Raw genomic sequence first — 24308 nt, forward strand, 5'->3', positions numbered from 1 at the left:
TTGAGGCCAAGGTGAACGTCAGGCGAAGTTTGGGCGCCCGTTCCGGCGAACTAAGATGGATCAGATAACCATCGATCGGACACGGGTCCACCGTGGCCAGCTGAAAGTAGCGCGCACCATGCCATCCCAACCGGACGAGAGTGCGGCACTGGCAATACAGACACCCGCCATTAACGACCGCTCCCTCGCGGCCGGGCTGGCGTATGCCATGGGCAGCCGTGTTTCCGGGATTTCCTTCGACGCCGCCACCGGACTGATGCTGGGCAAAGTCCGGGGTGGCGCCGACGTCCCTTACTCCACCACGGCCAAGCTAGTCCGGAAAACAGGCGGCTGGAGCTGCACCGTTGGCGTCTGTAGTTGCCCCGTCCGCAAGGACTGCAAACACGTGGCCGCGCTGCTCTTCGCCGCCGAGGACAACCCTGCCATACGCGTCCAGCTCCTGGCCCCGGCGGAAGTTTCCCGCCTCTCCCGCCAACCCGCCAGCCTCGACCTGGCCGACTGGGAGCAGGCCCTGAGCCCGCTCATTTCCCAGCCAGGCATCACCCAATCAAGCAACGGCATCCCGTTGGCCCTCCAGTTCGAGATCGAGGAGCCTGCTCCGCACTTCTCCTACACAGGCCGCCGCGACCCGCTGCGCAGCGTGCGCCAACTCAAGGCCCGGCCCGTGATTATGGGAACCAAGGGCAAATGGATCCGCGGCGACGTCTCCTGGAACACCCTCAGCTACCTGAACTTCCGGCGCGAATGCAACGAGGCGCACATCGAGTGGATGCAGACGTTCCTCGCCGCGCACACCGCCGCCGCCAACCGGCTGCACAACTCCTCTGCCCTGTGGCTGGGCCTGAATACCTTCGCGGGCAAAAACATGTGGGGCCTGCTCGCCGACGCCAAGAAGATCGGCCTCGCCCTGGTCCACAGCCGCGGCACCGAGCCGGTGCGGCTCGCGGAGTCTCCCGCCGCCGTCGGGCTTAACCTGAGCCGTTACGGCTCCCCGGTGAGTGGGGATGCTGTTTCCGGGCCCAAGGCGGGAACTGACGACGACGGCGGGCTGGAACTTGCGCCCACCATCACCGTTGAGGGGGAAGAGGTTGATCCGGCGTCGGTGGGAACCATCGGCCGCCCTGCGCACGGCATCTTCCTGACCACGGGCGGCGAAACGCTGCCCGGAGCGCCCGCGGACAGCGTGATCACCCTGGCTCCGCTGGAAAGCGGGCTCAGCGAGGAACTGCTGACGTTCGTCACTGCCGGCAGTACCCTGCATATCCCGGCCAAGGACGAGACCCGCTTCCTCACCGGTTTCTACCCGAAGCTCAAGCAGGCCGCCCGGGTCACCGCGAAAGACGAATCGGTGGAGCTTCCTGCCCTGGCCATCCCCACCCTCTCGCTGCTGGCCAATTACGGCGCCGACCACCGGGTCCGGCTGCACTGGGAGTGGCATTACAAGACAGGAAACCTGGTCACCGCCCAGCCTCTGTGGCGGCACCCCGGCGACCACGGCTACCGCGACGACACCGCCGAGGCCCGCATCCTGGAGGGAATCGGCCAGCCGTGGAACGTGGTCCCCGCGCTGGGCGAGTCGGCCACCGCCGGCTGGGGAACCCCTCGCCTCGCCGCATCCGTTGAGCTGAGCGGCCTGGACACGCTGGCCTTCACCGAGGACGTCCTGCCCGTGCTGCGGCAGGCCCCTGACGTGGCCGTGGACACCGCCGGGGACATCGCCGACTACCGCGAGGCCGAGGAAGCACCAGTGGTTTCCATCTCCACCAAGGCCACGGAGCAGCGCGACTGGTTCGACCTTGGCATCCAGATCTCGCTGGAGGGCCAGCCGGTGTCGTTTGCGGCGGTGTTTTCCGCGCTGGCAGCGGGCCAGACCAAGATGCTCCTGCCCAGCGGCGCGTACTTCTCGCTGGACCTTCCGGAACTGCACCAGCTGCGTGCCCTGATCGAGGAAGCCCGCTCGCTGCAGGACAACAAGGATGCTCCGCTGCAGATCAGCCGTTTCCAGGCCGGGCTGTGGGACGAGCTCGCGCACCTGGGCATAGTGGACCAGCAAGCCGCGGCCTGGCGCTCGGCGGTTGGCGGTCTGCTTGAGGGCGGGATCGAAGGCCTGCCGCTGCCTTCATCGCTCAATGCCGAACTGCGGCCGTACCAGCTTGAGGGTTTCAACTGGCTTAGCTTCCTGTACAAGCACAGCCTGGGCGGTGTCCTCGCGGACGACATGGGCCTGGGCAAGACCGTGCAGGCCCTTGCGCTGATGTGCGCGGCGAAGGAGCACGGCGCTCTGTCTGGAGACGGGGTGCCCTCTGGCGGCGCTTCCGCTGGCGCCGGAACCATCGCGTCCGACGGAACTCCCGCGGCCTCCGGAACTCCCGCGCCCGACGGCGGCACTCCCTTTTTGGTGGTTGCCCCCACCAGCGTCGTGGGTAACTGGGCGGCGGAAGCCGCACGTTTTGCGCCAGGCCTGACGGTTCGGACCGTGAGCGAGACTTTTGCTAAGAATGGCCAGGACGCGGCCGTTGAACTGGGCGGCGCGGATATCGTTATCACTTCGTACGCCCTGTTCCGGATCGACTACGACTCTTACGCCTCCAAGACGTGGGCTGGGCTGGTGCTCGATGAAGCCCAGTTCGTGAAGAACCACCAGTCAAAGGCTTACCAGTGCGCCCGGAAGCTGCCCGCGGTATTCAAGCTGGCCATCACCGGTACTCCGCTTGAGAACAACCTCATGGAGTTCTGGGCTCTGACGTCCATTGTGGCGCCTGGTCTGTTCTCAAGCCCCAAACGGTTCGCCGAGTACTACCAGAAGCCGGTGGAAAAGAACGGCGACAAGGCGCAGTTGGACAAGCTCCGCCGCCGGGTCCGTCCACTGATGATGCGGCGCACCAAGGACCAGGTCATCCAGGACCTGCCGCCCAAGCAGGAGCAGATCCTGGAGGTGGTGCTTAACCCGCGGCACCAGAAGGTCTACCAAACGCATCTGCAGCGTGAGCGGCAGAAGATCCTGGGGCTGATCGAGGACGTGAACAAGAACCGCTTTACGATCTTCCAGTCGCTGACCTTGCTGCGGCAACTCAGCCTGGACGCGTCACTGGTGGATCCGTCGCTTTCGGGGGTTCGATCGTCGAAGCTGGACGTGCTGTTCGAGCAGCTGGAGGATCTGGTCGCCGAGGGCCACCGTGCGCTGATCTTCAGCCAGTTCACTGGTTTCCTCGGCAAGGTCCGGGAACGGCTTGTGGAGGAGAAGATCGAGTTCTGCTATCTCGACGGCGGCACCCGCAACCGTGGCGACGTCGTGAATGAATTCAAGAACGGCAGCGCGCCGGTGTTCCTGATTTCGCTGAAGGCCGGCGGATTTGGGCTCAACCTGACCGAGGCCGACTACGTTTTCCTGCTGGATCCGTGGTGGAACCCGGCGTCCGAGGCGCAGGCCGTGGACCGCACGCACAGGATCGGCCAGGCCCGGAACGTGATGGTGTACCGGCTCGTTGCCAAGGACACGATCGAGGAAAAGGTCATGGCTTTGAAGGCCCGGAAGTCGCAACTGTTCGCGGATGTCATGGAGGGCGACGCGCTGTCCGGCGGTTCGATTACAGCCGAGGACCTCGCCGGGCTGTTCAAGGACTGATCCAGTTTCGGGGACTGGGCCTGTTCGAGCCCGTCCGACAACCTCCCCGTCTCCTTTAGGAAGGGGCCGGGAGGTTATCCACATAGGCGATGTGCTGGGCTGTTTTTGTTGGCGGGTCGCTGGATGATGGGGGTATGGGGATCCCGGGTGTTGAGGAGGCGGTGGACGCCTTCGAGGCTGCTGCTGCGGAGTTTGCTGCCTGTATGCGCCGGGGGCTGGATGGCCGCGGTTCCTGGACGGGTTCCCAGACGGGTTCCGGGACGGGTTCCGGGGGTGGTGATCCTTTGCGGGGGCAGGCCGATGCTTGCCTGGACGGGCTCGCCGGTTCGGTCCGGGTGGACGCGATGGTGGCGGCGTTCAGGGTGCGCCTGGCCGCCGCGTACGCGGGAAAGGCTGCGGCCCTGGACGGCCCGGTCAGGAGCCCTGGGGAACACACGGCCCAGGAGATGGGTGTGGTGTCCGAGGTCGCGTGTGCGCTGACGGTGAGTGAACGCTCGGCCTCTGCGCTGTTGGCGCAGGCCCATGAGCTGACCACTGCCTTGCCGCTGACGCTGGCCGCGCTGCAGTCCGGGGATCTGTCGTGGCAGCACGCGCGGGTCATGGTCGATGAGACGACCGGCCTGGATGAGGCCGGGGCGGCGGCGTTGGAGGCCCGTTTCCTGGGCCCGGACGTGCCGGACCGGGCCCGGGAGTGCCCGGCCGGTGAGCTGGTCCCGTCCCGGTTCCGGCACAAGGCCCGGACCTGGCGCGAACGCCAGGAGCGTGTTGGACCGGCGGCTGGAGTACGTCCCGGACCGGGACGGCATGGCCTGGCTTTCGGCTTACCTGCCCGCGGACCGGGCAGCCGGGATCTGGAACGGCATCACCGCCACCGCCCGGGCACTCCAGGGCCAGGCCGAGACCCGCACCATGACCCAGCTCCGCGCCGACATCGCCGCCCAAATGCTCCTCAGCGCAGGCTACACCGGCACCACGGCCAGCCCGGCCGAGGGCAGCACAGACACAGCAGCCGGCACCAGCGCCGGCACCAATGATGTCGGGGCCGGCAACGACGTCCTGGCGGGCCGTGTCGAAACCAACGGGACCGCGGCGGGCAACGAAGCCGTGGCGGGCAGCGACGTCCTGCCGGGCAACGACTTGATGACGGGCCGGGTCCCGTCGCCGGCGGCGCAGGTCCTCGTGACCGTGCCGGTGTTCGCGCTGATGGGACTCACCGACGAACCAGCCACCCTCGACGGGTACGGGCCAATCCCGGCATCGATGGCCCGGAGTCTGGTCGCCGACGGCGCCGGCTCATTCCACCGCGTCCTGACCGACCCTCGGAACGGGGCGCCGCTGGAGATCGGCCGCCAAAGCTACCGGATCCCCGCCGCGATGCGCCAATGGCTGAGGATGCGCGACGGCAAATGCCCGTTCCCCGGCTGCAACAACCAGTCCCTGGACAACGAAGCAGACCACCTCCTGGCCTGGGCCGACGGCGGCACCACCGGCATCAGCAACCTCGGCCAGCCCTGCCCCAAACACCACAGGCTAAAACACACCACCGCCTGGACACCCACCGAAGCCAGCATCGACAAACCACCCGGCTGGACCTCACCCACCGGCCGCCACTACCAAAGCGAACACCAAGACTGGGAACCACCCCAATGGCCACCCCAGATGCTGAATCAGCTTCCTAATCAAGCACTCAGCCCTGCCCTGTCTGGAGAAATCCTGTCTGGAGAAATCGGGCCTGGCGAAATCCTGCGGCCTGACGAACTCCCGCCCTCAGACAACCCTGCCTCAGATGTCCCGCACCTCGGCGCCGTCCCCGAATGTCCGCTGCCTGAAGGGCTGTTCCCTGACGGGACGTTACCTGAAGGGCTGTTACCTGACGGGACGTTACCTGACAGAGCCAGGCTCAAAGATCCCATGCCCGTGTGGGGCTCGGCAGTGGTGCCCGCCGAACTAACCAGGCCCAACTAGCCGGGCCGAACTAACCCCGCCGATCTAACCGGGCCCGGATTCGGACCCGGAGGAATGCGTTCGGACCCGGAGGAATGCGGCCCGGACGGTGCATCCCGTTACGAGGACAAACCAGAACCCCTAGCTGCGGGAAAGCACTTTCCCGCATATGCTGTACGGAAATCCGACCCGCCCGTCCACCTGGAGACTGCCGTGCGCCCCGAATCAACAACCTGTGGCTCAATGAGCCACCCTGAAGCCCCTGACGTCGTCGCCCTCAACCCTGACGCCTTCAAGACCCCTTACCGTGATCCTGTCTGGGACGGCCCCACCGATCCCGTTCTGGTTCCGGACCACTTGACCGGCGATTGGGTGCTCTTCTACACCCAGCGCCGGGCCACGCAAACAGGGCTGACTGGCGTCGAATGGGTGCACGGCACCGAAATCGGGATGGCCCGCTCGTCCGACGATGGACTCACGTGGGCCTATCAGGGCACCGTGGATGGACTCGTCCCGCCGGGAACGGAACGGCCGGCAACCCTGTGGGCGCCCGACGTCGTACGGATCGGCGACCAATGGATCATGTACCTGACAGTCTTGGGCGGCCGACGGACCGACTGGACCGGCAGCGCCGCCATCGTTCAGCTCGCCAGCAACGACCTGGTCACCTGGGAGTACCTAGGTGCTATCGGCTTGGACTCCCCGCGCGTCATCGACGCGGCGGTCGCCCTGTGCGGCGACGGCCGATACCGGCTCTGGTACAAGGACGAAGCCCGCGGGTCCAACACCTACAGCGCCGTTAGCAGCACGCCGGCCGATCCGTCGTCGTGGGTTCTTGAGGGGCTGACCATTCCCGGGAGACCCCACGAAGGACCCAAAGTTTTCAAGCTTGAGGACCAGTTTTGGATGATCGTCGACGAATGGCGCGGGCAGGCGATCTACCGCTCGGAGGACGCCGCCGGCTCCTGGACCCGGCAGGAATACCTTGAGGGCCTTATCCTGACCGATCCAGAAACGGCCGACGGCGGTCCAGTAGCGGGCAGGCACGCCGACGTTGTGCCGCTGGAACCGTCAGCTGAAGGCAAGGAGCGCGCGCTGATCGTGTACTTCACGCATCCCCACTGGAACGGCGAGGACATCGACGGCATGACGGCGGACCCCAAGACCCACCTCAGCCACGTCCGCGCTGCCGTTTTGAAGGTCCACGACGGCAACCTGGTCTGCATCAACGTCTGAGGCAGTAAACAACTAAGGCAATAAACAACTAAGGCAATAAACGACTAAGGGCCGAACTGCGGAACTATAAGCCAGCAGCTGCTGACACCGGTCCACTGTTCGGCCCATCGCCGGACTCGCGTTCCGGGCGGTGCCGATGGCACCACCCGGACAGCTGTTAAGGGATAACGCGTGCTAGGGACGCGTCCCCTGCTTATCAGGCCCTCTGGCTATCAGGCCCGTTGGCTATCAGGCCCGCTGCGGCGAGCCGAGTTCCACGGGGTCTTCGTCCGTGAGGTACGCGAGTTCCGAGTGGGCAGCGAGGTCAATGCCGCGCATTTCGTCCTCGGGCTTGATCCGCAGGCCGATGATCCGGTCGAGAATCTTAGCCAGGATCCACGTAATGCCGAACGAGTACACAAGGACCGTAACCGTGGCCAGCGCCTGGACGCCCAGCAGTTCAACGCCGCCGCCGTAGAAGAGTCCGCTCACCCCGTTCGGGGCTGCATCGGTGGCGAACAGGCCGATCAGCAGGGTGCCGATGATGCCGCCCACGAGGTGAACGCCCACGACGTCGAGCGAGTCGTCAAAGCCGAGGCGGAACTTCAGCTCGATGGCCAAGGAGCAGACAGCGCCCGCGATGGCGCCGATGGCAAGTGCGCCAAGCGGGCTGACAGCACCACAGGCCGGCGTGATGGCAACGAGGGCCGAGATCAGGCCGGACGCTGCGCCCATGCTGGTGGCCGCGCCGTGGCGGAGCCGCTCAACAAGGGCCCAGGCGAGGAGCCCGGCAGAAGCTGCGACTGCTGTGTTGAGGAAGACCACTGAAGCGGACTGTCCGGCGGAGAGTGCGGAGCCCGCATTGAAGCCAAACCAGCCAACCCAAAGCAGACCGGCGCCAACGAGCACCAGCGGCCTGCTGTGCGGCTTGGTGTGTTCCATCTTGGGCCAGCCGGAGCTCTTGCCCAGGACCAACGCCAGAGCCAGGGCTGCCGCGCCGGCGTTCATGTGCACCGCGGTGCCACCGGCGAAGTCAATCGCCTTGATCCCGCTCGCGATCCAGCCGCCCGTGACGCTGCCGTCAGCCGAGGAGAAGGCAAACACCCAGTGCGCGATGGGGAAGTAGACGATGGTTGCCCAGATTCCGGCAAACAGCATCCAGGCGCCGAACTTCATACGTCCGGCTGCCGCTCCCGCAACCAGGGCCGTAGTGACACACGCGAAGAACAGCTGGAACGCGGCAAAGAGGATCACCGGAATAGAGGCTGCCTCGTCGGCGGCGAGCAGCTGTCCCATGCCCGGGAATTCCGTGACGTCCCCGATGAGCCCCAGGCCGCCTACCGAATTTCCGAAGGCCATCGAATACCCGAAGAGCGCCCAGAGCACTGCCACCAGGCTCGCGCCGCCAAAGCACATCATCATCATGTTGAGAATGCGACGAGACCCCACCATGCCCCCGTAAAACAGGGCCAGGGCGGGGATCATCATACAGACCAGCGCAGAGCTGGCCAGAATCCATGCGACATTTCCCGAATCCATGGGAAACCCCTTTCGTGATGCGAAGAGAGAACGGAAATTGCCCGTGAGAGCCGCTCCGAAAGGAGGGACGCGGAGTCAGTACCACGTTCATCGGAGGGCAGCTATTGCCGTCTGGTTCCAACTGTATGGCGGGACTTTCGCCGTGGGTTTCCGGCCGGTTAAATCAACGTTTCAGTCACGGGCACGTGAGTTTCACACGTCTCATGAACGCACTTTGGATCGAACGCGCTGTGGATTCAGGAATGCTGCCGTACTTCGCTGCCGGAAATCGGACGGCAACATGGGCCGGAATACGTGCGGGATCACGGGCCGAAACACGGCGGATCACTTGGCAGAAACGGCCAGGAACTTGATGGGCAGCTCAAGCAGTTCCAACGGCCCATGAGGGCCCTCGCCATCCAGCAGGAGTGAGTCGCCGGCTTCCATTGTGTACTCGTAGGCGCCGTGCCCGTAAACCATCTTTCCGGCCAACATGTAGATGAATTCCGTGCCGGGGTGCTGGAACAGCGGAAACACGTCGGATGCATCGGTGAGGGTGACCAGCGTCGGTTCGAGCGCGTCCGTCCGCCCCTTGAGAGCGCCCAGGACCCGATACTCATGGCCATGCTGCGTGCCGCTGCGAACAGTCAGGCTGCCCTGGCCGTTCTTGGTGAAGGTGGCGTCGCGGTCGGTGTCCGCCCCGCGGAACAGAGCCGTAACGGGAATTTTGAGGCCGTCCGCCAGCCGCTGGAGCGTAGTCAGCGAACACGACGTCGTTGCCGTTTCAATCCTGGAGATCATCGCCTTGGACAGACCGGTCCGGGCAGCGAGCTCGGCCGCGGACAGGCCGTTGGCGGTGCGGTAGTGCCGTACTTGCGTGGCGATGACCTGTTCGAGCTTGCCTGAAACGGCTCCAGGATCAGCTGGAGCGCCCGGGTCTACGACGGCGGCCGTACTGCCGGCAGCGGCACCGCCGGCGGTCTGTGCGGCGTCTGTTCCCTCCGGGGCGTGATTGGTCATAGGAGCCATCATAGGTGGCGGCGCCGTAGCCAAAGTCCTGCCCCGGGCCTACTGTTTTTAGGGGGCATGGAAGTGAAGGGAAGACCAATGCGGACCGTGACCTACGGTGCGGCGTGCAGCCTCGATGGCTTCATCGCCGGCAGCGACGGTGCTATCGACTGGCTGCACTTCAGCTCAGACGTCGAAGAGGTAATGGGCCAGTACTGGTCCACCGTGGATACCGTCCTGATGGGCCGAAAGACCTGGGAGTTCTCGGCCGGCCAGGATTTTAGCGCCGAGGACACCAAGGGCAACGAGGCCACCCCGGACCTGAGCGGCACCCCACCCATGACCACGTACCTTTTCTCCCGCACGTTGACGGACGCGCCGCAAGGGCTGGAGCTCGTCTCTTCCGACGCCGGCGGCTTCGTCAACCGGCTCAAAGAGCAGCCCGGCAAGGGCATCTGCCTGATGGGCGGCGGTGACCTCGCCGGCTCGCTCTTCGAAGCTGGCGCAATCGACGAGGTCAGCCTCAATGTCCATCCGGTGCTGCTGGGCTCCGGTGTCCCCTTCTTCAAGCCCCAGGCACGCCGCATTGCCCTTGAGCTGTCAGAATCGCGCACCATCGACGGCGGCTGCGTGCTGATGACGTACCGCGTCAGGCACTAAGGGCGGGCAGGACAACCACTATCCGACGGCGCGTGCTTCCCCCAGCAACCCGGCCAGCGAGTCCGCGAGCGCCACGGCACCGGCCTCGGCGTCCCAGTCCTGCACCAACTCATCAGGGGAGTGCGATACCCCGGTGGGGTTGCGGATGAACAGCATGGCGGTGGGAATCTGCGAGCTAAGGACGCCGGCGTCGTGCCCTGCTCCAGTGTCCAGGACGGGCGCGGCCGGCAGAAGCTCCTTCAGCCGGTCCCGCAGCGATGTATCGAAATGCGCCGTGGGGCTCAGTGACTCCACGGTGAGGCTGGCGGTGCAGCCTTCCTCGGCGGCCATCACCTGGGCGTTGAGTCCGATGGCTTCCACGAGGGCCGCGGTGATGGAGTCGTCCGGATGCCTGACGTCGATCCACAGGTCCACACGCGAGGCGATGACGTTGGTTCCGCCCGGGACGGGCTGGATCCGCCCCACGGTGGCCCGCGCGTCACGGTACTTCCGGGCGGTGTCGCGGATGCCCACGATGACTTTCGCGGCGGCAATCATGGGGTCCTTACGGTCTTTCATGAGGGTGGTGCCCGCGTGGTTGCCCTCACCGGTGACCGTCAGCTTCCACCGCCCGTGGCCAAGGATGGATGAACCGATCGCCACAGGCTGGTTCAGGTCGATCAGGCCCCGCCCCTGTTCAACGTGCAGCTCCACAAACACGCCCAGCTGCTGAAGGGTCTTGTAGTCGGCACCGATGAGCCGCGGGTCCTGCCCGTTGGCGGCGGCGACGTCGGCATACGTGTTCCCGTCCGGGTCTTTCAGGCGGCGGGCCTTGTCCGGATCCAGTTCGCCGGTCAGCAACCGCGACCCCAGGCAGGCCACGCCAAAGCGTGATCCTTCCTCTTCGGGGAACACGGCAATGGCAAGCGGGCGTCGGGGCCGCAGTCCGCGCGCCTTGAGAAGGTCGACGGCGACCAGCGCCGAGGCGACCCCCAGCGGTCCGTCGTACTCACCGCCGCCCGGGACAGAGTCGAGGTGGCTTCCGGTGACTACGGCGTTTCGCCGAGTGCCGGCGGCGGTGTCCCACCACGCCCAGATGATGCCGTTGTGGTCCGTGTGGACGTCCAGCCCGCGGCGCCCGGCCTCGGCAATGAACCAGCTCCGCAGCTCAGTCTCGGCGTTGGAGAACACCGGCCGGGAGTAGCCTCCGCGGGCCCTGTCGCGGCCGACGTCGGCGATATCCCTGAGCAGGCCGCTCACCGTTGCCGCGGACGGCTCTGCCTGGACAGAAGTTGCAGCGGCTGGCCGCGGCAGGGTCCGGGATGGCAGTGCCATCGCTGAGGGGGTGAAAGAAGAGATGGGGGCAGTCACGGGGGTCCGTTTCTCGAGTTGAGTGCTGGGGTGGGATCAGCGGGAGCTGACCGCCGCCGTCGCCGTCCGGAAGCGCAGCGGCACGTTCGCGTCACCGGTGGCAAGGTCAGCCGCCCATTGGCCGACTAATGGCGCAAACTTTGCCCCGTGCCCGGAGCACGGCGAGAGGATGGTGACGTTGTTGACGCGGTCGACGATGAAGTCCTCGTTGGGCGTATTCGTGAACAGGCAGGTGGTTTCGGCGTACGGCTCCGGAACCAGGCCGGGCAGGAAGCGGCGGACGTAGTCGACCACGCGACCGCGGTTGGCGGGGTCCACTTCACCGGTCTGTTCGGCTGCGCTGGGGAGGAGCCGTCCCCCGTTGTATTCGGCGACCTTCTGGCCGGCAAAGCCTGCGTCCCGGCCGCCGGGAAGGCCATAAACCTGGATGTCCGCCCTCTTGTGGATGAACGTGGGCCAGGAAGTGCCGACGTCGGCAACAGAGCCGGGTCCGCCGTCGTGATCCCTGTAGCGGAAGTGGAATGCCTGCTCCTGCCGCACGGTGATCTGGGGAAGTCCGGCCAGGAAGCCTGAGGGAAGCGACAACTCCCCCAGCAGCCCGGGCAGCCAGCCGCCCGCGCTGATCACCACGTTTCCGGCGTCGAACGTTTTTCCTGTTGCCGAACGTAGCCGGTAGCCGGCAGCGGCCCTGTCCAGCCCTTGCAGCGGCCATCCCGTCAGCAGCCGGGCGCCGTGCCTGACCGCCAACTCCACCATGGCGTTGACGGCGGTCTCGGCGTCGATCACTCCCGCAGCCGGGTGCCAGAGCACCTCGGTGTCGAAGGCGATCTGCGGCCAGCGGCCCATGGCTTCCTCCGCACTCAGCAGCTCGTGCTCAATTCCTGCCTGCGCCAACACACCGGCGAGCAGCCGCGGATTGCGTTCGGAACCGAAGTCGGCAGCCCCGGAGGGAGTGATCAGTTGCGAGCCGCTGTCCACGGCAAGGCCGTCCCACAGCGCCTTGGCTTCCTGCACCGCCCGGGTATAGAAGGGGTCCGGGTAGGCGTAACGGAAGATCCGGGCGGACCCGTGCGAACTGGCGTCGTGGCTTGCCGGGACGTTGCGTTCCAGGATGGTGACCTGGTGCCCGCGGGCCGCGAGCTGCCAGGCGGTGGCGGCGCCGGCCAGGCCGGCGCCCACCACTACATAGTCAGAAGAATCAGGCATGGAGCATCCCTAACCCGCGCCGGGGATCCAGCTGGTGCCGGCCAGCGGGACGCGGGCCATAGCCGAGGCCTCGATGGTCAGCGCCACGAGGTCCTCGGGTTCGAGGTTGTGCAGGTGCGACTTTCCGCAGGCCCGGGCGATGGTCTGGGCCTCCATGGTGAGGACGCGCAGATAGTTGGCCAGCCGCTTGCCCGCAGCCACCGGGTCCAGCCGGGAGGCGAGTTCCGGGTCCTGGGTGGTGATGCCGGCGGGATCTCGGCCGTCCTGGAAGTCGTCGTAGAAGCCGGCGGCGGAACCGATGGCGGCATACTCGGCGGCATAGCGCGGATCGTTGTCACCCAAGGCGATCAGCGCCGCGGTGCCGATCGCCACGGCGTCCGCACCCAGTGCCATGGCTTTTGCGACGTCGGCCCCGGTCCGGATGCCGCCGGACACGATCAACTGGACTTTACGGTGGACGCCGAGTTCCTGGAGTGCCTGGACGGCCTGCGGGATGGCGGCGAGGGTGGGGATGCCGACGTTTTCGATGAACACCTGCTGCGTTGCGGCGGTACCGCCCTGCATGCCGTCCACCACCACAACGTCGGCGCCGGACTTTACCGCGAGCGCGGTGTCGTAGTAGGGCCGGGACGCGCCGATTTTGACGTAGATGGGCGTCTTCCAGTCTGTGATTTCACGCAACTCGCCGATCTTGATCTCGAGGTCGTCCGGGCCGGTCCAATCCGGGTGCCGGCTGGCCGAGCGCTGGTCGATGCCCACCGGAAGGGTGCGCATGCCGGCCACGCGTTCGGTGATTTTCTGGCCCAGGAGCATGCCGCCGCCGCCAGGCTTGGCGCCCTGGCCCAGCACGATTTCGATCGCATCAGCCTTGCGGAGGTCATCGGGATTCATGCCGTAGCGGGACGGGAGGTATTGGTACACGAGGTGCCTGGACTGGCCGCGCTCCTCAGGGGTCATGCCGCCGTCGCCCGTGGTGGTGGAAGTGCCCACCTCCGAAGCGCCGCGGCCCAGTGCCTCTTTGGCGTTGGCGGACAGGGCGCCGAAGCTCATCCCGGCGATGGTCACCGGGGTCTGCAGGTGCAGCGGCCGGGATGCGTGCCGGTCGCCGAGGACGACGTCGGTATCGCACTTTTCGCGGTAGCCCTCCAGCGGGTAGCGGGACATGGAGGCGCCGAGAAAGAGCAGGTCATCGAAGTGCGGGACCTTGCGCTTGGCGCCCCAGCCGCGGATGTCGTAGACGCCGGTGGCCGCGGCCCGCTGGATGTCCGCGATGGTTGCCCGGTCGAAAGTGGCTGATTCGCGGAGGCCGAGTTCAGCGAGGTTCTGGGTGGGAACGTTCTGGGTGGGGACCGGTACTGAGGTGATGGTCATGGTGGGCTCCTAGTACGACGTCGAGTTGTCGACGTGGAAGTGGTAGAGGTTCCGGGCTGAGCCGTAGCGCTTGAAGTCGGCCGGGTTGTCGGTGCGACCGGCTGCGGCCAGCAGTTCGCCGAGTTCGGCCAGGTGCTCCTCTCGCAGTGGCTTCTCGATGCAGTCCGCGCCGAGCGATGCCACCGTGCCCTTGACGTAGATCCGGGCCTCATAGATGGAGTCGCCCAGGGCATCGCCGGCGTCGCCGCACACCACGAGGCGCCCTGCCTGGGCCATAAACGCGGACATGTGGCCGATGTTGCCGCCCACCACGATGTCCACGCCCTTCATCGAGATTCCGCAGCGTGCGCCCGCGTTCCCGTCGATGACCACCAAACCGCCATGGCCGGTGGCTGCCGCTGACTGGGACGCGTCGCCCTTCACATGGACCCTGCCGGACATGATGTTCTCGGCGAGTCCCACGCCGGCGTTGCCGTTGATGGTCACCTCCCCTTTTTGGTGCATCCCGGCGGCGTAGTAGCCGGCGTGGCCTTCGATGGTCACCGTCACGTCCGCATCGATGCCGACGGCGAGGCTGTGCTTGCCACCGGGGCTGGTGACGGTCCAGGACTGCCCTTCAACAGCGTTGTGCAGGGCCTGGTTGAGTTCCCGTACCGGGCTGCCGGTGAGATCGACACTGAAAGAGTCCAGGACTCCGTTCGTGCTGACGGTTGCTTCGATGCTGGCTTCGGGGGCTGTCAGAGTGTCCATGTGTAGACCTTTCCGGGTTCCGGTTCAAAGATGCGGGCGCTCTCGATGCCGGGCAGGCTTGCCAGGGCACGGTATTCGGAGGCCATAGCTACGTAGTCGTCCGTTTCGGCGATGATGGCGGGCTTGCAGGCGATGGGGTCCCGGACTATGGCCATGCTGTCAGCGGTGGTGACCACCAGGGTGTAGAAACCGTCGAAGACCTTGCCCAGGTTCACCAGCGCTTCTTCGAGGGTGTCGCCCTGCTGCAGGCGGGAGGCGACATAGCGGGCGCCCACCTCGGTGTCGTTGTCGGAGTCGAACACCACACCTTCGCGCAAGAGGCCCCGGCGGATGGTGGCGTGGTTGGAGAAGGAGCCGTTGTGCACCAGGCAGAGATCGTCAGCCACGGAGAAGGGGTGTGATCCCCCGGCCGTCACCGCGGACTCGGTGGCCATTCGGGTGTGGGACAGTCCTTGGCTTCCGGCCATCGCTTCCAGTCCGTGCTCGGCGGCGATATCCATGGGGTGGCCAACGCTCTTCATCACGGCAACGTGCTCGCCACGGCCGATGATGGTTGCCTCCGGGAGGGTTTCGCTGACTGCCTTCACCAGCAGGTCGGTCCCGACGGCGGCGCTCACGAGGGTGGTGTCGCCCACGACGCGGACAGAGGCGGCCGCGTCGGACGGGAGCATTCCGTCCAAGGCAAGCTGGATCTCCGCGACGGGCAAGCCCTGGTCCTTGCCGAGGAGGCTCAGGGTTGAGGTCCCTTCCGAGACCAGGCCGGGGGTGTTGTAAACGGCCAGGCCGGCGGAGTCCGGGCCGCGGTCCACGATCTGGCACATCATGGAGGACAGGAGGCTGCCCATCCGGGGGTGCAGCAAGGGGTTGCGCAGCTGCAGCGCGGCAATTCCACACATGGTGTGTCCTTTACTTACTAGGGTTTCTCAGATCGAACGCGGTCAGATGGAAGTCAAATACGTGCGGATTTCCCAGTCGCTGACCTGGTTGTGCCAGGTGAGGAATTCCTCCTCCTTGGCATCCGCGTAGTACTTTCCGATCTCGGCGTCGCCGCTGAGGCTGGCGAGGATCACCGGGTCGCGGCGCAGGGCTTCCACGGCGTGGAGCAGCGTGGCCGGCAGCAAGTGGGCATCGGGCTTGGACTCTCCGGGACCGGACGGCATGCCCGGATCGGCAGCCTTTTCCACTCCGTCCAGGCCTGCCGAGATCGCAGTGGCGATGGCGAGGTAGGGGTTGGCCGAGCCGTCGCCCGAGCGCAGTTCGATCCGCTTGTTGTCCGGGACGCGGATCATGTGGGTGCGGTCGTTACCGCCGAACGAGGCCTTCCGCGGCGACCAGGTGGCACCGGATGAACTGGTGGTGGCACCCGAGCGCTTGTACGAATTCACCGTCGGCGCCAGGAAGGCCTGCAGTGCAGGCGCATGTTCCAGGATGCCGGCGATGAATGAGTAAGCGAGCGCTGACAGCCCAAGGCCGCGGCCGCCGTCGTCCGTTTGACCGTCATTGCCGGGGAACAGCGCCTCGACGCCGGACCACAGGGACAGGTGGAAGTGCAGGCCCGTTCCAGTCCGGTCCGTGAAGGGCTTGGGCATGAACGTGGCGGTCATTCCACGCTGCTCCGCCAGGATATTGAGGATGTAGCGGAGGCTGACTACCCGGTCCGCGGTGGTGAGCGCATCCGCGTAGTTGAAGTTCTGCTCGAACTGGCCCGCTGCGTCCTCGTGGTCGTTGGCGTAGTTGCCCCAGCCCAGCGAGTTCATCGCCTCGGAGATGGAGGTGAGGTGGTCATACATCCGTGTGACGCCGCGGGCGTCGTAGCAGGGGCGGGGGGAATCGTCGCGCGCGTCCGCGGTACTCAGCGTCCCGTCGTCGTTCTTGTGGACCAGGAAGTACTCAACTTCGGCGCCAATTTTTGCCTGCATGCCCTGCTCGGCCAGGCGGGCGAGGGTGTTCTTCAGGATGACCCGCGGCGCGTACGGCCAAGGCTGGCCGTTGACGTGCGGATCGCAGTGGACGATGGCCAGGCCCTCCTTGATGAAGGGGACCGGGGTGAAGGAGTCAAGGTCCGGGACGGCGATGAGGTCCGCGTCCTGCGGTTTCTGGCCGATGAGCCCTGCCGCGTAGCCGGCGAAGCCCATGGCCCCGGCTTCCAGTTCGTCGGCCGCTTCCACGGGAACCAGCTTCGCGCAGGGCTTGCCGGTCATATCCACGAAGGTGGCAAGGATGAAACGGACATCGTGCGCGCGGGCGATGTCCGCCAGGGAAATTCTGTCAGTAAGGGGCGAAGCGGATACAGCAGGGGTTGCGACACTTGTCATCGAAACATTCCTGTCCGGTTGGTGTTAGCTACTAGTAAACCTTGTTGAATCACAGTAGCCAAACCGGCATTACAGGCGTCGGACGGGAATGTTAAAAGCACGTTTCGTCGAGGACCGCTTACTCAGACCCGTCTCCGGCCACACCCTCCCAACTAAGTAGCAGCAGATGTCGTTATGAGCGCTCAAAACGACATCTGCTGCTACTTAGTTGGGTGGGGTGGGCTTGGGGGGTGGGTGGACCTGAGGCGGGCGACCAGGGTTGCGGCAAGCAAGGCCGTCGTAAGTTCCAGGGCTATGACCAGCAAGAGTCCGCCGGCGCTGCTGACGCCCGTAATGCTGGACGCCGTAATGTTCGACGGCGGCACTCCAGCATGCGCGTGACCTGCGGTTCCGCTGCCCACCAGCAGCAGTCCATGGACAGCACCCATGGATCCGGCACACACCATGACCCTGCGCAGCGCAGCCACCCGACCGTGCCGCCAGATATGCAGGGCGCACGGCAGGCAGACAGTTGCTAGCGCCAGCATGAGCATGCTCAACCATGGTCCGTGCTGGTTTTGGACGGCAAGCCAAACGTGCGCGGCGCTGGAGCCTGCCACCACCGCGGCGCAGAACCGTGAATGCAGGACGGGCCCGCGACTGCGGGCCCGTCCTGTAAAGGTCATCGGGTTTACCTAGCCGTGGCAGCTGGCAGAGCTGGTGCCGGAACCGGCACCAGCGTCACTGTGGCAACTGGCCGCCGTGCCTGATCCGGCGGCGCTGGCGGGAACGTCCAAGACGGGGCTGCGGTCGAAGAAGCCTTCGGGCCGCAGCTTGAAGCCGACCGTGTCCACCGGCATGATCGGCCAATCCTCCACGCGCGGGAAATGCGTGAGCCCGAAGGTGTGCCAGACGACAATGTCCTGGCCGTCGATCTCGCGGTCCTGGGCGACGTACGCCGGAAGCCCGGCACCGCCGGGGTGTTGGTTGACGAAGTCGCCCGTGGGGTAGCGCTCGTCGTCGGCGTAGCGGGTGACCCAGAGGTCCTTGGTGGCAAAGGCGGCGCGCCGTGAAATGGACGAATCCGGATCTGCCAGCAGCGTGGGCTGGTTTTGGGAGTGGAGCTTATAGCCCACGGGTTCGCCGAGCCGGTTGCGGGATTCGGGGTTGGAGATGATCCAGGTCCGGCCAGCCCGGGCATCGGCCTCACGGACCGCTTCCGATTCGCGGGTGAGCAGCGTCCGCTTGCGGGAGAAGGCGTTGCCCCGCTCGTTCCCCTCCCCCAGGGGCTGGCGGACTACTTCTTCTTCTTCCACGCGGTTGGTGAAGCCGTCAATGGCCATGTCCAGCCGCGCACTGAAAAGATGCTGATGGAAGGGCGCACCCAGGCCCGGGGCCAGTTGGGAAATGTTGTCCGAGCCGCCCTCGGGGAACGCGCTGGTGAAGACGACGCCGGTGGCCTTGGCTTCGAATTCGATGGTGCCGTCCAGGTACAGGTACCAGTAGAAGCCGTAATCGTAGTTGCCGATGGTGGTGAAGAACGAGATCACGAGGCGGCGGTTGCGCCGGGTGTAGTTGATCCCGGTCCAGAGATCGCTGTGCTTGGCCAGGATGCCCCAGTCCTCCTCGTGCATGCAGATGCCGTTGCGGATCTCACGCGGGTTGCCGAAGGAGTCGGAAATGACGGGGCTGAGGTAGGTGATGTCGCCGAGGCAGTCGCAGCCGAGCTCCAGGGAGTTGGCGTACTGGCCGACTAGGTATTCGCCGGTGTCGAAGTAGTTCTGCCAGGATCGGATCGGCGACGGATCGCCATACGGAACCACCATCTCGGCAATAGAGGCCCGGTTGATGATGGGCCTCAGCCGGTCGCCGTCCTGGAACGCGATATTGTGCAGCACTACGCCTTCGCGGACGTCGAAGCCGACGTCGAGGCTCCACTTTTCCCATTCCACATGGTTGCCGCCGGTGACTGTGAAACTGGGACCCTCGGGCTGGGTGATGCTGATGGGTTTTTGGGTAGTGCGGAGCGGGCCGGTCAGTTCGGGATCCGTGTAGTTGCCGTGCTCGGTGGGGACCGGCATGGCTCCGAGATCCAGCACCCGGGTGACCTCCTTGTTGACCACGTCAACATACGCCACGAGCCCATCCACGGGGTGCGCCCAGGCACTGTCCTCCGGGAAGTCCTGGACAAACGCCAGGCCACGAAGGATGCGGCGGCCCTTCTCCTCCGGGTACTCGAAGACACCGGCCGACAGCGGGGCAACCCGGACTTTGCTGACGTCGAGCCCCCGCTCTGAGAGAGCCTTCAACCAGCGGTCGTCTGTTGCCAGTAGCGCCTCCACCACTTCGAATTCCTCTTCAAGGACGGGAAGCTCGCCGGTGACGGCAGTGTCCAGTTCGACGGCGGACACCACTTCCTGCCGGGTCACGGAGACCACCGCATCCGTCGGCGCACCGCCGGTGATGTCGTGGATGAAGATCCGGAACCTGCGGTCCTCGGTGGGGCTCCCGACGGCGGCGGTACTGGCGGCGGCAGCACCGCCGTCGTGCGTCCCGGCGTTGCGGTTGGCGACGGCGGTAGTCCCCCGGGCGGGATCCAGCAGGCCCAGGTAGGCGATACGCTTCTCCGGACCCAGGTGGCCGGCAGCCCGCAGGATGGCTTGGACATCGGTGATTTCGCCGTCCGATGCCAGGCGGTACGGGGTAGCTGTGTCAGCTGTTGCAAGTGTCATGGGTGACCTTTGTCCGGGACCGTGGCTGGTCGGAATTTTTATTTTCTATAGTTGTAGAGAATAAGCGTCCGTAAGATGGCTCACAAGAGTCTGAGCGAAATATTTCCGGGGAGCGGCAGCCGTGCCAAAGATTGTTGACCATGACGAGCGCCGGCTGGAACTGGTGGATGCCACGTGGCGGATCATCGCCCGGCTGGGCATTGAAGGCGCCACCATGCGGGAGATCGCCCTGGAGGCAGGCTTCGCGAACGGGGCACTCAAACCCTATTTCCCTACGAAGGACACCCTCCTGGAGTTCGCGTTCGGGCACGTCTTCAACAGGACCAACCAGCGCATCGCCGAAGTGACCGAAGGCAGAACCGGGCTCCCGGCACTGCGGGCATTCTGCCTGGAGGTACTCCCGCTGGACGACGAGCGGGTCAATGAAGCCCGGATCGTCATCCCGTTCTGGCAGAAGGCGATCAACGATCCGCAGAAAGCCGAGATCCACCGGCAGTCCATGGAGGAGTGGCTTGCAGCCATCCGGCAGTACCTCGCGGAGGCGCGTGATGCGGGGGACGTCCGCTCCGCCGTCGACGACGCCACGCTGGCGAGCCAGCTCCTGAACATGCTGCTGGGCGCACAGATCGGGGCAGCTCTGGCCACCAACCCCGGCGCCGATCCGGGGCTCGCCGACCAGCTTGAGGGCTATCTGGCCCTGCTGGCCGGATAGCTGAGCCCAGCCAAAATCCGCCCATCCCAAAACCAGCCCGCCCGGCACAACCCGGACCCCAGCCAGGAGAGCTCTGCCATGACGATTCCCCCTGAGATCGACACACCAGACATCATGATCGACATCGACATCCTCGAGAGGAACATCGCCCGGATGGCGGCGGCTGTCCGCGGGAAGGGCCTCGCCCTCCGCCCTCACGCCAAGACGCATAAGATCATCGAGATCGCCGCCCGCCAGTTGGACGCCGGAGCAGCAGGCCTGACGGTGGCAACCATCGGCGAAGCGGAAGTGTTCGCCGCGGCAGGGGTCGGCGACATTTTCATCGCCTACCCCCTCTGGATCTCGCCACAAAAGGCCGACCGGCTCCGGCGCCTGGCGTCAACGGCAACCATCGCCGTGGGAGTGGACTCCGCGGCGGGGGCAACCATGCTGGGAGCCGGCCTCGGCGAAGCGGCCGGGAGCGTCAGCGTGTTGGTGGAAATCGACAGCGGCCACCATCGCAGCGGCGTCAGTCCGGAGGCCGCTGCCCCGGTTGCAGAAGCCGCATCGCGGGCCGGGCTGCAGGTTGCGGGGGTTTTCACGTTCCCGGGCCACAGCTACGCCCCCGGGATGCCGGCGGAGGCAGCCGTGCAGGAACAAGAGGCGCTGCGCTTGGCCGCGGCATCCCTGGCGGCGGCGGGCTTCGAAGCGACTCGCCGCAGTGGAGGTTCCACCCCTACGGCGCTCCTGACCGGGGGATCCGCGGCAACCGAAGTGCGCCCCGGCGTCTACGTCTTCGGCGACGCGCAGCAGCTGGAACTCGGACGCTGCGCCGTTGAGGATATTGCGCTGACGGTCGCAGCCACCGTGGTGAGCCACCATGTGACCGCCCCGGATGCCGCCGCGCGTTTCATCATCGACGCCGGCACCAAGATCCTGGGGAGCGACCGGCCAGCCTGGGCCACCGGCTTCGGCCGCCTGATCGACCATCCGGATGCCCGGATCACCGCCCTTTCGGAGCACCATGCCACGGTTGAGTGGCCCGAAAGCGGGACCCGCCCGCCCCTCGGTGAGCGGCTGCGCATTGTCCCCAACCACGTCTGCCTGGCGATCAACCTGGTGGACGACGTCGCGGTGACCAGCAACGGCGTCCTGATTGACCGCTGGACCGTCGCTGCAAGAGGCAAGAACAACTAGACAGTCACTGGACGCCGGCGCCCCATAAAAGGAAATCTTTTTTCGCCCACTGTTGAAAAAAGACCACCTCCGGCGTTAATCTGATGGGACTGTGTTCCAGGACACAGCCATCGGGGAACCCACGTTTGCGGCCATCCGTCGTCAGGAACATCCATGCCAGCAGCAGTCCAGCCCGCCAGCCAGAACCTCACGTCCAGCGTTGCGGAGACGTTCGACCACTGGAAACACCTCGTGGCAGAGTCCTTCGTGCCGCTCGCGGCCCGGACAGCAGACGTTGAGGGGTTCCGTGGGCAGATGCGCGCCCGTGTGCTGGACCGGATGTCCGTCGTCGAAGTCTCGGCAACCTCCCACGAGGTCCACCGCACGCCTGCCCTGATTGCGCAGGCCGGCGAACGCTACTTCAAGCTCAACCTCCAGTTGGAGGGCACGGGACTGCTGATCCAGGACAACCGCGAAGCCCTGCTCCGCCCAGGCGACCTGGCCATCTACGACACCAACCGCCCATACACCCTCGCCTTCGAGGACGAGGCGCGGATGATGGTAGTGATGTTCCCGTGCGACGCCCTCTCGCTGCCCACGGATTACGTGGGCCAGCTCGCGGCAGTCCGGATGGCCGGCAGCACCGGACTGAGCGGGATCGTGGGGCAGTTCATCCGGCAGCTGTCCGAGAACCTTGAGGTCCTAAGCGGCCCCAGCGGCTCGCGGCTGGCCACGAACGCCCTGGACCTTGTGTCCACCATGCTGCACGCCGAAATGGATATCGCGCCGGACCGGATGAAGCCGCAGGCGCTCCTGGCCGTGTCGGTACGCGAATACATCGAGGCCAACCTGTCGGATCCCCAGCTGTCCCCGGCGAGCATTGCCGCGGCACATTTCATCTCCACGCGGCACCTGCACAACGTCTTCCATGAGTCGGGGACCACTGTGGCCAGCTGGATCAGGAGCCAAAGGCTGGACGGCACGCGCCGCGAACTGCGGGATCCGCTGCATGCCGGGAAGTCCGTGGGCACTGTTGCTGCCCGCTGGGGGTTCCTCGACGCAGCGCATTTCAGCCGCATTTTCCGCGACGCCTTCGGCGTTTCCCCCAGCGACTGGCGCCGCGGCGCCTGAACAGAGTACCTGGACAGAGTGCCTGAACAGCACGCGGAGGCCCGGCGCGGATTGATTCCGCGCCGGGCCTTTGCGCTCCCCAGTCCTCGCCGGAGGCTGCTGCTGATGTGAGGCGGCGCCTCAAACGACCCTGTGCCCCAGGGCGGCGGTCCCGCGGCGGCGCTCAACGCGGGCTTCCACCAGCACACCGGCCGCGAACACCACCGGAACCGCCACCAGCAGGGCAACAGCGGTTTCTGCGCTCCCGCCGATCAGCGACGTGAAGTTGCTGAGCACGAGGTACAGGACCCACGCCAGCAACACGGACGCCAGCAGCGGCGCCAGGAGTGTCTGCCAAAGCTGCCCGTTGACCCGTTCGCGGCGGAAGAAGCCGACGACGGCGATGGAGCAGAGCATGTAGAGCACCAGGAGTGCCGCGACGGCCAGCCCGCTGAACCACGAGAACAGGGTCAGGACCGGGTCCAGCGCCAGCAGCGCGAAGGGCGCCACGAGTACGACGGCGGTGGTGGTCTGGATCCACGCGGCCGCGGCGGGTGCGCGGTGCCGGTTGGTCCGGGCAACGATCGCGGGCAGGGAACCGCGGAGCGCCAGCGAATGGAGGTAGCGGTTGATGCCATTGTGGAAAGCGATGATCCCGGCCAGCAGGGACGTGACCAGCAGGATGCCCGTGGTGATTCCTGCCCAGGGGCCGAACAACTCCACCATGGGCGTGAGCACAAAAGCGGTGGAGTCGCCGGATTCCAGGGCAGCGCCGGCGGCGTCGATAACCTGAGACGGACCGTAGTAGCTGACCAGCATCCAGGAGATGAAGGAGAAGAAGACGGCAATAACGCCGACGGACAGGTACGTTGCCCGGGCCACCGTCTTGTGGGCGTCCTTAGCCTCGGCGGAATAGATGGCCGTGGACTCGAAGCCGAACATTGATGCCACTGCGAACATAATGGCCACCCCTGGAGCGCCGGAGGCGATGGCCTCGGGCGAGAAGGAGGCTGCCAGGCTGAGGCCTTCGGGACCGCCGCCGCGGAACAGGACGGTGAAGCCGAACATCAGCAGGACTGCCACTTCCAACCCCACCAGGAGGGCCAGGACCCGGGCGCCAAGTTCGATGTTCAGGGAACCAAGCACCTGGACACCGGCCATCGTCACGAGGGCCAGCAGCCACCAGGGAATACCGACACCCACAGACGCCAGCAGGCCGGAGAAGGCGGCGCCGTAGAGTCCGTACATGGCGGCCTGCACCGTGCTGTACGCCAGCAGCGCCAGCCATGCAGCACCGGCACCGACCTTGCGCCCGAAGGCTGCGGTGACGTAGGCGTAGAAGGCGCCGTTCGCCTGGATTTTGCGGCTCATCGCCACGAAACCGACCGCGAAAACCACAATCACAATGCCGACAATCAGGTAGGCACCCGGGGCACCGGCGCCATTGCCGAGTGCGGCCGCGAGCGGCGAAGCGCCGACGATCCCGGTAAGGGGCGCCTGGGCGGAGAGGACAAAGAACAGGATGCCCATGACGCCGATGCTGCCGGCGCGGAGGGCGGTCGAGTGCTCCGTGCGCGGAGCGGCTTCAGTGGTCCGGGACTCGGAATTCGAAATACTCATTGGATCCTTCTTAACGGTCATGAGCTCTGGGGAAGGGA

At 65.9% G+C, this 24308-nt stretch carries 17 protein-coding genes and 1 pseudogene; 7 read left to right on the top strand and 11 right to left on the bottom strand.

The features are described from left to right. Positions 1-118 precede the first annotated feature (118 nt). From V9L18_RS11890 to V9L18_RS11900, 3 genes and pseudogenes are all read left to right on the top strand, one after another. Positions 119-3625, top strand: a complete 3507-nt coding sequence (locus V9L18_RS11890) for a DEAD/DEAH box helicase (RefSeq protein WP_337347380.1) — start codon at positions 119-121, stop codon at positions 3623-3625. Between the two features lie 134 nt (positions 3626-3759). Beyond that, a pseudogene (locus V9L18_RS11895) lies at positions 3760-5590 on the top strand (DUF222 domain-containing protein). A gap of 222 nt (positions 5591-5812) precedes the next feature. After that, a complete protein-coding gene (locus tag V9L18_RS11900) occupies positions 5813-6805 on the top strand; it encodes a glycoside hydrolase (RefSeq protein ID WP_337347381.1) in 993 nt (330 codons plus the stop codon). A 228-nt stretch (positions 6806-7033) separates the two neighbouring features. On the opposite strand, the gene V9L18_RS11905 is transcribed toward V9L18_RS11900, so the two are convergent. Continuing rightward, complete coding sequence (locus V9L18_RS11905; RefSeq protein WP_337347382.1) at positions 7034-8323, bottom strand: ammonium transporter; 1290 nt, start codon at positions 8321-8323, stop codon at positions 7034-7036. A gap of 324 nt (positions 8324-8647) precedes the next feature. Beyond that, complete coding sequence (locus V9L18_RS11910; protein ID WP_337347383.1) at positions 8648-9322, bottom strand: helix-turn-helix domain-containing protein; 675 nt, start codon at positions 9320-9322, stop codon at positions 8648-8650. Between the two features lie 87 nt (positions 9323-9409). On the opposite strand from V9L18_RS11910, the gene V9L18_RS11915 reads away from it, so the two are divergent. Continuing rightward, the gene (locus tag V9L18_RS11915) at positions 9410-9970 is read left to right on the top strand and encodes a dihydrofolate reductase family protein (RefSeq protein WP_337347384.1); all 561 of its coding nucleotides are present in this window, start codon (positions 9410-9412) and stop codon (positions 9968-9970) included. Positions 9971-9988: 18 nt separating this feature from the next. Here the strand turns inward: V9L18_RS11915 and V9L18_RS11920 are convergent, their stop codons facing one another. The 8 genes from V9L18_RS11920 to V9L18_RS11955 form a co-directional block, all read right to left on the bottom strand. Continuing rightward, on the bottom strand, positions 9989-11284 hold the full coding sequence (locus V9L18_RS11920; RefSeq protein WP_337347501.1) for an allantoate amidohydrolase: 1296 nt from the start codon (positions 11282-11284) through the stop codon (positions 9989-9991). Between the two features lie 72 nt (positions 11285-11356). After that, positions 11357-12526 (bottom strand): FAD-dependent oxidoreductase, encoded by a 1170-nt coding sequence (locus V9L18_RS11925; protein ID WP_337347385.1) that lies wholly within the window; start codon positions 12524-12526, stop codon positions 11357-11359. 9 nt (positions 12527-12535) lie between these two features. Then, positions 12536-13897 (bottom strand): FMN-binding glutamate synthase family protein, encoded by a 1362-nt coding sequence (locus V9L18_RS11930; RefSeq protein WP_337347386.1) that lies wholly within the window; start codon positions 13895-13897, stop codon positions 12536-12538. Positions 13898-13906: 9 nt separating this feature from the next. Continuing rightward, a complete protein-coding gene (locus V9L18_RS11935; protein WP_337347387.1) occupies positions 13907-14647 on the bottom strand; it encodes a protein glxC in 741 nt (246 codons plus the stop codon). After that, positions 14635-15543, bottom strand: coding sequence for a glutamine amidotransferase (locus V9L18_RS11940; RefSeq protein WP_337347388.1), 909 nt, complete (start codon positions 15541-15543; stop codon positions 14635-14637). The genes V9L18_RS11935 and V9L18_RS11940 overlap by 13 nt, the downstream gene beginning before the upstream one ends. A 42-nt stretch (positions 15544-15585) precedes the next feature. Continuing rightward, on the bottom strand, positions 15586-16962 hold the full coding sequence (glnT, locus tag V9L18_RS11945) for a type III glutamate--ammonia ligase (RefSeq protein ID WP_337347389.1): 1377 nt from the start codon (positions 16960-16962) through the stop codon (positions 15586-15588). A 200-nt stretch (positions 16963-17162) separates the two neighbouring features. Beyond that, positions 17163-17627 (bottom strand): hypothetical protein, encoded by a 465-nt coding sequence (locus V9L18_RS11950; RefSeq protein ID WP_337347390.1) that lies wholly within the window; start codon positions 17625-17627, stop codon positions 17163-17165. 9 nt (positions 17628-17636) lie between these two features. Continuing rightward, on the bottom strand, positions 17637-19673 hold the full coding sequence (locus V9L18_RS11955; protein ID WP_337347391.1) for a primary-amine oxidase: 2037 nt from the start codon (positions 19671-19673) through the stop codon (positions 17637-17639). 121 nt (positions 19674-19794) lie between these two features. Here V9L18_RS11955 and V9L18_RS11960 point away from each other — a divergent pair, with 121 nt between their 5' ends. The 3 genes from V9L18_RS11960 to V9L18_RS11970 all read left to right on the top strand — a co-directional run bounded on the left by V9L18_RS11960 (position 19795) and on the right by V9L18_RS11970 (position 22671). Further along, positions 19795-20385, top strand: a complete 591-nt coding sequence (locus tag V9L18_RS11960; protein WP_337347392.1) for a TetR/AcrR family transcriptional regulator — start codon at positions 19795-19797, stop codon at positions 20383-20385. Between the two features lie 78 nt (positions 20386-20463). Continuing rightward, positions 20464-21561, top strand: coding sequence for a D-TA family PLP-dependent enzyme (locus tag V9L18_RS11965; RefSeq protein ID WP_337347393.1), 1098 nt, complete (start codon positions 20464-20466; stop codon positions 21559-21561). Between the two features lie 153 nt (positions 21562-21714). After that, a complete protein-coding gene (locus V9L18_RS11970; RefSeq protein ID WP_337347394.1) occupies positions 21715-22671 on the top strand; it encodes a helix-turn-helix domain-containing protein in 957 nt (318 codons plus the stop codon). A 120-nt stretch (positions 22672-22791) separates the two neighbouring features. Here the strand turns inward: V9L18_RS11970 and V9L18_RS11975 are convergent, their stop codons facing one another. Then, entirely contained in the window at positions 22792-24270 is a 1479-nt protein-coding gene (locus V9L18_RS11975; protein ID WP_337347395.1) for an APC family permease, read from the bottom strand. Positions 24271-24308 lie beyond the last annotated feature (38 nt).

It is taken from the genome of Pseudarthrobacter sp. CCNWLW217, assembly GCF_037203985.1.
Classification (GTDB): domain Bacteria; phylum Actinomycetota; class Actinomycetes; order Actinomycetales; family Micrococcaceae; genus Arthrobacter.

Coding starts and splice junctions, on each gene's coding strand:
- V9L18_RS11890 (WP_337347380.1), top strand. CDS start 119: ATGCCATCCCAACCGGACGAGAGTGCGGCACTGGCAATACAGACACCC.
- V9L18_RS11900 (WP_337347381.1), top strand. CDS start 5,813: ATGAGCCACCCTGAAGCCCCTGACGTCGTCGCCCTCAACCCTGACGCC.
- V9L18_RS11905 (WP_337347382.1), bottom strand. CDS start 8,323: ATGGATTCGGGAAATGTCGCATGGATTCTGGCCAGCTCTGCGCTGGTC.
- V9L18_RS11910 (WP_337347383.1), bottom strand. CDS start 9,322: ATGACCAATCACGCCCCGGAGGGAACAGACGCCGCACAGACCGCCGGC.
- V9L18_RS11915 (WP_337347384.1), top strand. CDS start 9,410: ATGCGGACCGTGACCTACGGTGCGGCGTGCAGCCTCGATGGCTTCATC.
- V9L18_RS11920 (WP_337347501.1), bottom strand. CDS start 11,284: ATGGCACTGCCATCCCGGACCCTGCCGCGGCCAGCCGCTGCAACTTCT.
- V9L18_RS11925 (WP_337347385.1), bottom strand. CDS start 12,526: ATGCCTGATTCTTCTGACTATGTAGTGGTGGGCGCCGGCCTGGCCGGC.
- V9L18_RS11930 (WP_337347386.1), bottom strand. CDS start 13,897: ATGACCATCACCTCAGTACCGGTCCCCACCCAGAACGTTCCCACCCAG.
- V9L18_RS11935 (WP_337347387.1), bottom strand. CDS start 14,647: ATGGACACTCTGACAGCCCCCGAAGCCAGCATCGAAGCAACCGTCAGC.
- V9L18_RS11940 (WP_337347388.1), bottom strand. CDS start 15,543: ATGTGTGGAATTGCCGCGCTGCAGCTGCGCAACCCCTTGCTGCACCCC.
- glnT (WP_337347389.1), bottom strand. CDS start 16,962: ATGACAAGTGTCGCAACCCCTGCTGTATCCGCTTCGCCCCTTACTGAC.
- V9L18_RS11950 (WP_337347390.1), bottom strand. CDS start 17,627: ATGACCTTTACAGGACGGGCCCGCAGTCGCGGGCCCGTCCTGCATTCA.
- V9L18_RS11955 (WP_337347391.1), bottom strand. CDS start 19,673: ATGACACTTGCAACAGCTGACACAGCTACCCCGTACCGCCTGGCATCG.
- V9L18_RS11965 (WP_337347393.1), top strand. CDS start 20,464: ATGACGATTCCCCCTGAGATCGACACACCAGACATCATGATCGACATC.
- V9L18_RS11970 (WP_337347394.1), top strand. CDS start 21,715: ATGCCAGCAGCAGTCCAGCCCGCCAGCCAGAACCTCACGTCCAGCGTT.
- V9L18_RS11975 (WP_337347395.1), bottom strand. CDS start 24,270: ATGAGTATTTCGAATTCCGAGTCCCGGACCACTGAAGCCGCTCCGCGC.